Raw genomic sequence first — 12,894 nt, forward strand, 5'->3', positions numbered from 1 at the left:
CTTGCCCGCGGCACGGCGTCATTACCGGGCGACTTCCACTTTCGCCAGCTTCTCGTAGTAGCGAGCCAGAGCGCTGTGATCGCACGTTCCCATATCGTCCGCTTTCAGCGCCTGCATCATTTCCATCACGGCGGCGGTCAACGGCAGTTGAGCCCCTACGCCGTGGGAAGTATCCAGCGCGTTAGCCAGATCCTTAATGTGCAGATCGATGCGAAAGCCCGGCTTAAAGTTGCGATCGAGCACCATTGGCGCCTTCGCATCCAGTACCGTACTGCCCGCCAGGCCACCGCGAATGGCCTGATAAACCAGCTCAGGATTCACGCCCGCCTTGGTCGCCAACACCAGCGCTTCGGACATCGCGGCAATGTTTAACGCCACGATGACCTGATTAGCCAGCTTGGTCACGTTGCCCGCGCCGACGTCTCCAGTATGAACCACAGATCCGGCCATTGCCTTCATGATGTCGTAATGCTTATCGAAAATCGCCTTATCGCCGCCGACCATCACCGACAGCGAGCCGTCAATCGCCTTCGGCTCGCCGCCGCTGACCGGCGCATCCAGCATCTCGACGCCCTTTTTGGCAAGTTCGGCGTAGATCTCACGGCTGGCCAGCGGCGCGATGGAACTCATATCAATAACCACCAGCCCCTTCTTCGCGCCTTCGATAACGCCATTCTCTCCCAAAACGACGTCCTTAACGTGCGGCGAGTTGGGCAGCATAGTGATAACCACGTCGCTCGCTTGTGCAACCGCCTTCGGCGACGAGGCTGAAACCGCACCGGCAGCAACGACTTCCGCCACGGCGTCCGCATTGCGATCCATAACCACCAGCGAGTAGCCCGCTTTCAGCAGGTTCTTACTCATTGGCTTACCCATAATCCCTAATCCAATAAAACCGATTTTCATTGTTTGTTCCTCATAGTCCATAAACTCCGCGCGGTCATTCGCACGGGCTGCTGAAAACGCGGCGGCGCCTCACATGAGGCAGCGAGCCTGACTTGTACTTTACTGCCGATACTTATCGCTAAGCGCCTGCGTCGCGCCGCGGAAAACGCCGAGATCGCTGCCGACGGCGACGAACGTCGCGCCCCATTCGAGATAGCGGCGGGCGTCCGCCTCAACCGGAGCCAGAATGCCGCAGGCCTTGCCGTGCTTTTTAGCGCAGTCAAACACCTGACGGATCGCCTTTTGCACGTCGGGATGCCCGGCCTGGCCTAAATACCCCAGCGCGGCCGACAGGTCGCTTGGGCCGACGAACAGCGCGTCTACGCCGTCAACGGCAGCGATAGCGTTAAGGCTGTCCAGCCCCTTCTGGCTCTCGATCTGCACAATGACGCTGATATTGTCGTTAATTTTGCTGAAGTAGCCCGCTTCGGTACCGAACTGGTTGCTGCGGTGAGAAACGGACACGCCGCGGATGCCGTGCGGCGGATAGCGGGTAGACGCCACGGCGCGCTTTGCTTCCTCTTCGGTCTCAACGAACGGGATCAGGAAGTTATAGAAACCGATATCCAACAGGCGTTTGATCGTTACCGGATCGTTAGACTGCGGGCGCACGATGGGGGTGCTGTCTGAATCCTTCAGCGCCATCAGCTGAGGGATAAAAGTGCCTACGTCGTTGGGCGCGTGCTCACCGTCAAGCAGCAGCCAGTCAAAGCCCGCATAGCCCAGCACTTCGGTAGTGATAGGGTTCGCCAGCGCGGACCAGCAGCCGATAAGCCGCTTGCCGCCCAACAGGTCGCGGCGAAACTGGTTTGGAATGTAACTTTTAGCCATGATGAAACCTTCTCTCGTATTTACAGCGCTCGGGCCGCTAACGCGGCCCCTCAAGGGATTAACGCACCAGGCACGGACGCTTGTTGTCAAACGTCCAGTTGGGGATCAGATACTGCATTCCCATGGCGTCGTTGCGTGCGCCCAGCCCCATGTTTTTATACAGCTCGTGGGCCTTAAGCACCTGGTCCATATCAATCTCGATGCCCAGCCCCGGCTTCTTCGGCACCTGCACCATGCCGCCTTCAATCTTGAGCGGCTCTTTGGTAATGCGCTGGTTGCCCTCTTGCCAGATCCAGTGGGTGTCGATAGCGGTGATTTTGCCCGGCGCGGCGGCGGCGACCTGAGTAAACATCGCCAGCGACACGTCAAAATGGTTGTTGGAGTGAGAGCCCCAGGTCAGCCCCCACTCGTGGCACATCTGCGCCACGCGAACCGAGCCCTGCATCGTCCAGAAGTGCGGATCGGCCAGCGGGATATCGACAGAGTGCAGTTGGATAGTGTGCCCCATCTGGCGCCAGTCGGTGGCTATCATGTTAGTGGCGGTCAGAAGGCCGGTGGCGCGACGGAACTCCGCCATAATTTCACGGCCGGAATACCCCTGTTCCGCACCGCACGGATCTTCCGCATAGGCCAGAGAGCCGCGCAGATACTTGCCAATACGGATGGCTTCATCCAGCGACCAGGCGCCGTTCGGATCCAGCGTGATGCGCGCCTGCGGGAAGCGCTTGGCCAGCGCCACAATGGATTCTGCTTCTTCTTCACCGGCCAGCACGCCGCCCTTCAGCTTAAAGTCGTTGAAGCCGTATTTTTCATAGGCCGCTTCCGCCAGGCGTACGACGGTTTCCGGCGTCAGCGCCTCTTCGTGGCGCAGGCGATACCAGTCGCACCTGTCGTCAGGCTGGCTTTGATAAGGCATATCCGTCTTTTTGCGATCGCCAATGTAGAACAGGTAGCCGAGCATCTCGACTTCGTCGCGCTGCTGCCCGTCGCCCAACAGGGAGGCGACCGTTACGCCAAGATGCTTACCCAGCAGGTCCAGCATGGCTGCTTCAATGGCGGTAACCACGTGGATGGTGGTGCGCAGGTCAAAGGTCTGAAGCCCGCGGCCGCCGGAATCGCGATCGGCAAACCGATCGCGCACCGCATTCATCACGTTCTTATATTCGCCCAGCGTTTTTCCGATGATAAGCGTCTTGGCGTCTTCAAGCGTTTGGCGGATCTTCTCGCCGCCGGGGACTTCACCTACGCCGGTATTGCCCGCGTTATCCTTCATAATCACGATGTTGCGCGTAAAGTAAGGCGCGTGGGCGCCGCTCAGGTTCAACAGCATGCTGTCGTGACCGGCAACGGGAATTACCAGCATCTCAACAACGCTTGGCGTCGAATTCGGGGTCATCATTTTATTCACCTTAATTATCAATGCGTAAATCAGTTCATCGTGCGCCGCAGACGACGCATACGAAGCGGTTAGCGAACCATCGCCGGGCGCTTTTTATCGAACGTCCAGCCGGGGATCAGGTACTGCATGGCCTGTGCGTCGTTTCGCGCACCGGACGGCATCTTCTTATGCAGCTCATGCGCCTTTTCCACCTGCGCCATGTCCAGCTCGATGCCCAGCCCAGGCCTATCGCTCAGGGCTATTTTGCCGTTGACGATTTGCAGCGGTTCCTTCGTCAGGCGCTGGCCTTCCTGCCAGATCCAGTGGGTATCCAATGCGGTCGGATTACCCGGCGCAGAGGCGCCGACGTGGGTAAACATCGCAAGCGACACGTCAAAGTGGTTGTTGGAGTGGCAACCCCAGGTTAGCCCCCATTCGTTGCACAGCTGTGCCACGCGGGAAGCGCCGGTCAGCGTCCAGAAGTGCGGATCGGCCAGCGGGATATCCACCGCCTGCAGCATGATGGCGTGGCACATCTCGCGCCAGTTGGTGGCCACCATGTTGGTCGCGGTCGGCAGCCCGGTAGCCCGACGGAATTCCGCCATAACTTCGCGGCCCGAATAGCCGTTTTCCGCGCCGCAGGGGTCCTCTGCGTAAGTCAGCACGTGGTTCATGCCTTTGCACAGCCGGATAGCCTCATCCAGCGACCAGGCGCCGTTCGGATCCAGCGTGATGCGGGCATCCGGGAAGGCGTTAGCCAACGCGGTGACGGTTTCGATCTCCCGTTCTCCCGGCAGCACGCCGCCCTTCATTTTGAAATCCTTAAAGCCGTAGCGATCTTTGGCCGCCGCCGCCAGTTCAACCACCGACGCGGTATCCATCGCTTCCTGATGGCGCAGTCGGTACCACTCGTGTTTGCCGGTTTCCGGCGCCTGATAAGGGAGGTCTGTCCTCTGGCGATCGCCGATATAGAACAGATAGCCCAGCACCGTTACTTCATCCCGCTGCTTGCCGGGGCCGAGCAGTTCGGCGACCGGCACGCCCAGGTGCTGCCCCATCAGGTCCAACAGGGCGGACTCCAGCGCCGCGACGGCGTTGACCCGCAGTTCAAACGTCCAGGCCCCTTTGCCGAAGGTGTCATAATCCGCGTTCAGGTTGCCTTGGTGCATCCTGTCCACCAGACGGTTGAGAATGGCGACCGGCTGCCCTTCTATATGAGGGACAGCCTCCTGCAGCGTGCGCAGGATCGTCTCTCCGCCCGGCGCTTCGCCAACGCCGGTATGTCCGGCGCTGTCCTTAAGGATGACGATATTTCGCGTAAAATAAGCGCCGTGTGCGCCGCCAACGTTCATCAGCATGCTGTCATGGCCGGCAACCGGAACGACCTGCATGGAAACAATTTTTGGCGTGTCTTGAGTGTGCATAGCGGCCTCCTTTCCGATTACAGCTTAAGTTCGATACGTTGAATTTTGCCGACCACGAACAGATAGCTGAAAATAGCGATAGCCGCGTGAACGCCCACGTATATCAGCGCGCCGTTAAACGAGCCGGTGGAGTAGACGATATAGCCGATGGCAATAGGCGTAACGATGCCGGAAATGTTGCCGCACATGTTGAACAGCCCGCCGCTCAGGCCGCTTATTTCTTTTGGCGCCGTATCGGCCATGACGGCCCAGCCCAGCGCGCCGATGCCTTTACCGAAGAAGGCCAAGGCCATAAAGCCGACGACCAGCATTTCAGATTCGATATAGTTACAGAACACCATCGAAATAGAGAGCAGCATGCCCAGAACGATGGGCGTTTTTCTCGCCAGCGTCACAGAGCCGGTGCGCTTCATCAGGTAATCGGAAATCACGCCGCCCAAAATGCCGCCGGCAAAGCCGCACAGCGCAGGGACGGAAGCCACAAAGCCCGCCTTCAGAATTGACATGCCGCGAGCCTGAACCAGATAAACCGGGAACCAGGTAATAAAAAAGTAGGTCAGCGCGTTGATACAGTATTGGCCGATATAGATACCGACCAGCATCCGCGAACTCAGAAGCTGCTTGACGTAGCTTAGCTTCGGGCCGGAACTGGCGTCTTTTTTGCCGCCCGCCTGATCCATATTGGTCAGCGCGCCGCCGCGTTCGATATGGTCTATCTCGCCCTGGTTGATGCTCGGGTGGTCTTTCGGGTTATGAATAACTTTTACCCAGATAAAGCTGACGATGATGCCCAAGCCGCCCATAAAGTAGAATACGAACTGCCAGCCCAGCTCGTGGGTCAGCCAGCCCATGATGGGGGCAAAAATGACGGTGGCGAAATACTGCGCCGAGTTAAAGATAGCGACAGCCGTGCCGCGCTCCTGCGCGGGGAACCACGCGGCGACGATGCGGCTGTTGCCGGGAAAAGAGGGCGATTCAGCCAGGCCGACCAGAAAGCGCAGCGTAAACAGCAAAACCAGCGCCCACATGCCGCTTAGAAAGCCAATGGCACCCTGCAGCAGCGTGAAGGTTGACCAGGTAAAGATACTCCAGAAATAAACTCGCTTGGAGCCGAAGCGGTCTAAAAGCCAGCCGCCCGGCAGCTGGCCTAATACGTAGGCCCATGAGAAAGCTGAAAAAACGTAACCCATACCGACGGCGTCAAGTCCCAGCGAGGAGGACATCGGCGCTCCGGCAATTGACAGCGTCGCGCGGTCGCCGTAGTTAATTGCGGTCACCGCAAACAGCATGACAACAATCCAGAAACGCACGCGGGTGGGTTTTACCCCACTCACGCTGGCGCTTGTCGCTGAATTAATAGACTCCATGTTATTCTCCTATAGATAAAGTTATTTACCCTATCCAATCGTTTTAATTCTGTTAGTTAACAACCCCATTGGATGAAAATAATTTCTGGTGGTAATACTATTCCGCTCAGATTTATTTCCCCGCCAAGAAATAAGAAAATAGAAAAATAAGAATTCACGGTTCCGCTGAGGGAATACTACTGGCTATGCATAAAACGGGTCATTGGGCATATGCCCAATGATTTATGTAACTTGGGCCATTTTTTAGCCTAAAAACGACCTAAAAACTGTAAATACTAAGTAAAATCATTGAATTGAAGCACCATTAAAACATGATAAACAAATAGGGAATTAGTGCGGAAAGGTGAAACTCATCACATATTGTTTGATTTATTAAACACGCTACGAATACGTCATAAAAATAGCTATTGTTATTTTTAATTTTTGGAAGTAGATATATTGTCAGGACATAATTGAAAAATAGAAAAGAATTCACGCGCCGCTACGGGCATGGCTTTTAATGATAGCCCGATCACATTTATTTAATGGAATGAAGGTATCTACAATGAATAAAGAGAATAGCCTCTCGACGCCGCTTTATATTAAAGTCGACGAGCGGGACAATGTAGCGATCGTCGTCAATGATAACGGACTTCCCGCCGGCACTCGCTTTAGCTGCGGGCTTGAGCTGGTGGAGCACGTTCCCCAAGGGCACAAGGCGGCGCTGGTTAACATCGCCGAAGGCGAGGCCATCGTTCGCTACGGCGAAATCATCGGCTATGCCGTGAAAGATATTCCCCAAGGCGGCTGGATAGAAGAGTCTCTGGTCACGCTGCCCGAAGCGCCGGCGCTGGAAACGCTGCCTCTGGCGACCCACGTTCCCGCCCCCCTTCCCCCTCTGGAAGGCTATACCTTCGAGGGCTATCGCAATGCGGACGGCAGCGTCGGCACCAAAAACCTGCTGGGCATCACCACCAGCGTTCAGTGCGTGGCCGGCGTGGTTGACTACGTGGTCAAACTTATCGAGCGCGACCTGCTGCCCAAGTACCCCAACGTTGACGGCGTCGTAGGCCTGAATCACCTTTACGGCTGCGGCGTCGCCATCAACGCCCCCGCCGCCGTCGTGCCGATCCGCACTATTCATAACCTGGCGCTGAACCCCAACTTCGGCGGCGAAGTGATGGTAATAGGCCTCGGCTGCGAAAAGCTTCAGCCGGAGAGGCTGCTGGAAGGCACGCCGGATACGCAAAAAATCATTCTCAAAGACAGCCCGATCGTTCGCCTACAGGATGAGCAGCACGTCGGCTTTGGCGCCATGATTAAAGAGATTATGCGGGTGGCAGAAATTCACCTTCAAAGGCTGAATGCCAGAACGCGGGAAACCTGTCCGGCGTCCGAGCTGGTGGTCGGCATGCAGTGCGGCGGCAGCGACGCGTTCTCCGGCGTCACGGCCAACCCGGCAGTAGGCTTCGCTTCCGACCTGCTGGTGCGCGCCGGCGCAACGGTCATGTTCTCTGAAGTGACCGAAGTGCGTGACGCCGTGCATCTGCTGACGCCGCGCACCGTCGACGAGCAGGTCGGCAAGCGCCTGCTGGAAGAGATGGCCTGGTACGACAACTATCTCGACAGCGGTAAAACCGACCGCAGCGCCAACCCGTCGCCGGGTAATAAAAAGGGCGGACTGGCCAACGTGGTGGAAAAGGCGCTGGGCTCGATCGCCAAGTCGGGCAAAAGCGCCATTGTGGAAGTGCTGTCGCCGGGCCAGCGCCCGACCAAGCGCGGGCTTATCTACGCCGCCACGCCAGCCAGCGACTTCGTCTGCGGCACCCAGCAGCTGGCTTCCGGCATCACGCTGCAGGTATTTACCTCCGGGCGCGGTACGCCTTACGGTCTGGCCGCCGTACCGGTGATCAAGATGTCGACCCGCAGCGCGCTGGCGAAGCGCTGGTTTGATCTGGTGGACATCGACGCGGGCACCATCGCCACCGGCGAAGCAACCATCGAAGACGTAGGCTGGGAGCTGTTCCACCTGCTGCTGGACGTCGCCAGCGGCCGCAAAAAACCGTGGTCCGATCGATGGGGGCTGCACAACGCGCTAGCGGTGTTTAACCCGGCGCCAGTGACCTGATGGTTTAATCAAAGAGAGAAAGCGGCCCGCAACGGGCCGTTTTTAAACAGACAGGATCAGGAAAATTTATCTCGCAGAAAAACCGGCTACCCACTTATCCAGAAAACCAAAAAGCGCCTCGTTCATCTCCCGATAGTCGTTACGGCGCAGTTCCTCCGGCGTCTGAACAAATTTGAACTCATCGGCGCGGCTTAGGTCGCCGGTCGAATTGGCGATCAGCAGTTCCACTACTTCCGGCGTGAGCTCTAGGTGGCACTGAAAGCCGTAGACGTTATCATCGTATTCGACGATCTGCCGCGGACATCCTTCGCTGTAGGCAATCACTTTTGCTTCAGGCGTCAGGCCGGGCATGTCATTGTGCCAGTGGCCGACGTCTATCGTTTTGCCAAAGTGGGTAAATCTGTCGTTGCTCAATCCGTATTCGGTTAGCGCGATGGAATATTTGCCAATCTCCTTCTCCGGGCTGTGCCCAAAGCGCGCCCCCATCGCTTCGCCGACCAGCTGAGCGCCCAAACAAACGCCCAGCACCCGCTTACCGGCGGCGATAGACTTGGATATCAGCGCCTTTTCCGCCTCAGCGTCAAAGTAAGAGCATTCCGCCATCGTGGTGCTCGGCGACTGGGGGCCGCCCATTACGATCAGCATGTCGATATCCGCAACCGACTCCGGCAAGCGCTCTCCTTCATAGATTCGAGAGCGGCTGACGGAATGACTGCGCATTTTAGCCCAGTCCTCATAGGCGCCGGGCGCCTCAAAGGATTCGTGAATAATGAAATGAATTCGCACCGCTTATTGCCTCCTGATGATTGGCTCGTTAATTCCCTTTTAGACAATACTTTTGCCCATAAGACTTGAAGGGAAATATGCTAAATAACTTTTGATAAAATAGCGCACGCCACTGTTACTCATCATAAACATAAATATACCCATAAGGGTTATATAAAAAGGCGTCCTCTTCATAGAATTTACATTCAATAAGTCTGGAATTACGTTTAGCTAGCTCAGAGGCGTTTATTTCCTGAGTAATATCCTCAAAATTACCGTTGGCTTTAAAAACGATATTGGCGATGCTGTCTATATTTTTTGACGCATCTTCAGCGGACTCCTGCGTAGCGTCATAACTATAAAGCACGTCCGGCAGCCCGAAAAGATGAAGGCCGCAGCTGTGAAGGCCGTATTCGGTGCCAATCGGCCTTCTAACAAACGCGTAATACAGGCACGACCGAGAAGGCGCATTGGCGCAAGATTCGCTTAAGGCCACCCAACGCGACCGGCCATGGGCGATGCCTTGGCTTTCGGCTTTAAGCGCCGTAACGCCGAATTCATTAAACAGGCGTTTAATAAAAATCAGCGACTTCGTCATCATAGGTTCTAAATCTTCGCGCCGTTTTACTCTGGGCGCTAAAAAATAGGCGACGCCGCCGTGGCTTTCAATGGCCCGCAGGTCTTCTTCGGTAAATGAATAGTGGACCAGATCCGCAGAGACCTCAAAGGAATTGGGCATTCGGTCGTCATGCTCTAATCCAGAAAAGGTTTCATCAAACTCAAATCCCGCTTGCCCTATTGCCTTTTTTAATACAGAAAATTCAGCGGATGACCAGTTTCCCAGCGCACAAAATACCGATCTGGGCATGATGTTGGAAAACGTTTTTACCATAGAGCTCCCTCTTCAATTATATTCTTCCCATAAACGATGGAGGCCACAGGCCACATTGATATATATTCAAAAATATCAATTAGCACCGTATTAAAGCGGAATAGGAAGGGAGAATAAAGAGGAAATAATAAGGTTTTTTAACGGTATAAAGAAAAAAGAACCCACGAGAAAGCCGCTGGCTTCAGATTCTTGGTAAAACGCTATTCTTCATCCAGCTGTAGCGCAATATACAGCTGCATATGATCGTCAAACTTTTTCAAATTAAGCCCTGTAATCTCGGAAATACGATTAAGGCGATAATCAAGCGTGTTTCGATGAATATAGAGCGACTTTACCGTAGCGCCAGGGTGCATGTTGTGTTTAAACCACGCCAGCAGGGTGCGTCGCAGCAGGCCGTTGTTGTCCATCGCCTTGAGCTTGATTAGCGGGCGATTCAGTTCATTCACCTGCCAGCCACCGCGCAGGCTGTCGAGCAACACCGGCAGCATCAGGTCCTGATAGTAGTAGCAGCGCAGCTCAGGCATCCGCTTTTTGCCGACTGACATCGCGGCTTTGGCCGTACTGTAGGAGCGAGCGACGCTTCCCGGCCCGGAAAAATGGTTGCCAAGCGCCACGCTGACCTTAAGGCGGGTATTCTCAGAGACGCGCTGCAGCAGGGCGTCTACTCGCCTGCGGTGTTCGTCAGCATCCCAGCGCCCGTGAGAGTTTAAAGCCGGTTGCAGCACCACCATCTCATTAAGCGACACAATCGCGATAAGGTTGTCCCGATCGGGAGCCGTAAGCAGCGCCTGCATCTGTTGTAGTTCAGTCATCGACACCTCGACGCCAAGGTGACCGCTTTCCAGCTCGATAAGGGTCACGATCCTCGGCTGCGCCAGGTCGATTCCCAGCCGTTGAGCCCAGTCAGTCAACGCCGCTGGCAGCTCATCGCTGCGAATAAGGTTCAGCACCAGCGCTTCCCGCATTCGGCTGTCCTGCGCCAGCATGTTAAGCAGCCGGGCCTGCTCCAACATCATCTCCGCCGCCATGCTGACCAACTGCCCGTGCTGACGCAGTAGGTCGGGATCGCCGGTCAGACCGATAACGCCAACTATGTCGCCCTCAACCCGAAGCGGAAGGTTAATGCCAGGCCTGACGCCCTGAAGGCTGGCGGCGACCGCGTCGTTGATTTCTACAATACGCCCCTGCGACAGCGCCAACAGCGCCCCCTCGTGCAGCTCACCGATGCGATTGGCGTCACCGCTGCCGATGATGTTCCCCTTGGCATCCATTACGTTGATATTGCTATCAATAATCTGCATCGTCCGGCTGACGATGTCCTGGGCGAGCTTGGCATCAAGGTGGTAAAAAGACATGGCGGTATCCTTACAACGCGCTTAACCCGCCCAGACTAATCGGAGTGAATGATCTGCGCATTGTGCAATTGCACAAGATTGCGCTCTATTTATTCAAAGTGAGGGAATAATCACAAATATCAACGCGTAGGAAGAAAAAACGAAAGCGGGCGCCGCGCTGACGCCCGCCTAAAGGCAGTTAATCCGCAGCCATTAGCCGCCGATATTCGTCATAGGCGTACAAATCGGTCATGCCGCTGATGTAGTCCTGAATCAGCCGGGCGCGAAAATAAAACTCCCGAATTTCCCGCTGTGCTTCAGGTAAATGCCCTAATTGCGCCACGGCCTCTTTGTAGGCCATGCAGTGCTTGGTGGAAAGCTTATGGTAGAGGCGGGTTTCTATCAGGTAGCCGCGGTGGCGATTCTCTTTCACCAGTTGGTTGAAGTCGGCCAACGGCATATCCAGAAGCGGACTATAGATATCCAACAGGCCGCTGATAACCCGATACCCCTGAAGCTCAAGCTGTTCAACCTCATCCTGGCTAAACACATAGGTCAGCGCGACGTCTTTATAGACGCTGAGCAGCTTAAAGGCCTCGTCTCCTCCCTCCAGCAGCGCCTGATTAAAGCTGCCTTCGAAAATTGCCGGCAGGTGGTTGATAAACCTCTCGGCGGCCCTCGGCACCAGTTGCCCGATGGTAAAGACCCGAAGATACATAAAGAACTGATCTTCCCTGTGGCGATGGCCGCTGCCCTGCTCGACCTTGCGCAGCGCACCGCCGATGGTTTTATCAAACAGGTCGCCTTCCGCCACATCTCCCCAGGACTTCTTCAAAAGCTCGTAAAGCCGATCGACGGTCAAAATATTCTTTTCCACCGCATCTTCCAGATCGGCGATGCAGTAAGAAATATCGTCAGCCGCCTCCATAATGTAGGTCAGCGGATAGCGGTTGAACCCTTCCATGCCCAGCTGGTAGCGCAGCTCGGATACAAAGTTCTCCTCGGCCATATAGTAGCCAGGTTTTTTCATCAGATAGCCATACTGCGGCGGCACCTCGCCGGACCAGTAGGCCGGCCGGGTATATTTTAAAATGCAGGCGACCTGGGAGTAAGTGAGGTTGAGCTTCAGCAACGTATGGACTAGCCGGATGGCCTGCGCGTTGCCCTCAAAGTTACTGAGGTCCTGACACACCCGCAGCCGCAGCTGATTGAGCTCCGGCTGTTCATCCTCCAGGCGCAGACAGGGATAAACGCACAGCTTGCCCGCGCCGTCGCGCAGGTGCTTACGAAACCAGTTGTTGATGGCCGCTTCGCCGAAGTGCCCGAAGGGAGGGTTCCCTACGTCGTGCATCAGGCAGGCCATTTCCACGATGCTTTCAAAGGCGTCAAACAGGTTTTCCAGCCCCAGCTCCTGCGTTCTCCCCGCCTTTTTGAGCCGATTGAGGATCTCTTTGACGATGTGGCGGCCAACCTGCTGGACCTCCATTGAGTGCGTCAATCGGCTGCGTACGGCGGCGTTGCGCTCCAGAGGAAAAACCTGCGTTTTCTGCTGAAGCCGACGGATTGCCGCGGAGTTGATGATGCGTCCGCGATCGCTTTCAAACTGGCGAGTAATGCCGTACTCGCCCTCTGGGGCGGATGAGGAACTAAAAGGACGTTGAACCCTGATTCGTTTAGAAAAATCGATCCCGGACATGGCTTTTCCTAGTCTGCGCTAACGCCGTTGCTTTACTTTCAGCGCCTTTGGCAATAGCGCCAAAAATAGCGACGTTATCTCGATGAAAAGTAAAACGCTTTTATATCATTGCTGAAAAAGTGCTCCGCAAACCATCATACATTATCCGCAACAGG

10 protein-coding genes are annotated in these 12,894 nt (G+C 55.7%); 1 reads left to right on the top strand and 9 read right to left on the bottom strand.

Annotated elements, in window-relative coordinates:
• Positions 1-21 precede the first annotated feature (21 nt).
• The 5 genes from garR to V8L73_RS13590 all read right to left on the bottom strand — a co-directional run bounded on the left by garR (position 22) and on the right by V8L73_RS13590 (position 5,945).
• Positions 22-906, bottom strand: coding sequence for a 2-hydroxy-3-oxopropionate reductase (garR, locus tag V8L73_RS13570; protein ID WP_245614590.1), 885 nt, complete (start codon positions 904-906; stop codon positions 22-24).
• 99 nt (positions 907-1,005) lie between these two features.
• Positions 1,006-1,776, bottom strand: coding sequence for a 2-dehydro-3-deoxyglucarate aldolase (gene garL / locus V8L73_RS13575; protein ID WP_027274633.1), 771 nt, complete (start codon positions 1,774-1,776; stop codon positions 1,006-1,008).
• Between the two features lie 58 nt (positions 1,777-1,834).
• Positions 1,835-3,175, bottom strand: coding sequence for a glucarate dehydratase (gene gudD / locus V8L73_RS13580; RefSeq protein WP_261832367.1), 1,341 nt, complete (start codon positions 3,173-3,175; stop codon positions 1,835-1,837).
• A 68-nt stretch (positions 3,176-3,243) separates the two neighbouring features.
• Positions 3,244-4,578 carry a glucarate dehydratase family protein gene (locus V8L73_RS13585; RefSeq protein ID WP_261832366.1) on the bottom strand — a complete coding sequence of 445 codons (1,335 nt, stop codon included), beginning with the start codon at positions 4,576-4,578 and terminating at the stop codon, positions 3,244-3,246.
• A 17-nt stretch (positions 4,579-4,595) separates the two neighbouring features.
• The gene (locus V8L73_RS13590) at positions 4,596-5,945 is read right to left on the bottom strand and encodes an MFS transporter (RefSeq protein ID WP_036023863.1); all 1,350 of its coding nucleotides are present in this window, start codon (positions 5,943-5,945) and stop codon (positions 4,596-4,598) included.
• A 544-nt stretch (positions 5,946-6,489) separates the two neighbouring features.
• Between V8L73_RS13590 and garD the strand changes: the two genes are divergently transcribed.
• Positions 6,490-8,052: a galactarate dehydratase gene (garD, locus tag V8L73_RS13595; RefSeq protein ID WP_347253248.1), complete on the top strand. Its 1,563-nt coding sequence runs from the start codon at positions 6,490-6,492 to the stop codon at positions 8,050-8,052.
• A gap of 66 nt (positions 8,053-8,118) precedes the next feature.
• Here garD and V8L73_RS13600 read toward each other — a convergent pair whose 3' ends face one another.
• The 4 genes from V8L73_RS13600 to dgt form a co-directional block, all read right to left on the bottom strand.
• Entirely contained in the window at positions 8,119-8,838 is a 720-nt protein-coding gene (locus V8L73_RS13600; protein WP_347253249.1) for a type 1 glutamine amidotransferase, read from the bottom strand.
• A gap of 115 nt (positions 8,839-8,953) precedes the next feature.
• Positions 8,954-9,709: a hypothetical protein gene (locus V8L73_RS13605; protein ID WP_347253250.1), complete on the bottom strand. Its 756-nt coding sequence runs from the start codon at positions 9,707-9,709 to the stop codon at positions 8,954-8,956.
• A 200-nt stretch (positions 9,710-9,909) separates the two neighbouring features.
• Entirely contained in the window at positions 9,910-11,064 is a 1,155-nt protein-coding gene (locus V8L73_RS13610; RefSeq protein WP_027274640.1) for a CdaR family transcriptional regulator, read from the bottom strand.
• 178 nt (positions 11,065-11,242) lie between these two features.
• On the bottom strand, positions 11,243-12,739 hold the full coding sequence (gene dgt / locus V8L73_RS13615) for a dGTPase (protein ID WP_261832362.1): 1,497 nt from the start codon (positions 12,737-12,739) through the stop codon (positions 11,243-11,245).
• Between the last annotated feature and the right edge of the window lie 155 nt (positions 12,740-12,894).

This window comes from Leminorella grimontii (genome assembly GCF_039789245.1).
Lineage (GTDB): Bacteria > Pseudomonadota > Gammaproteobacteria > Enterobacterales > Enterobacteriaceae > Leminorella > Leminorella grimontii.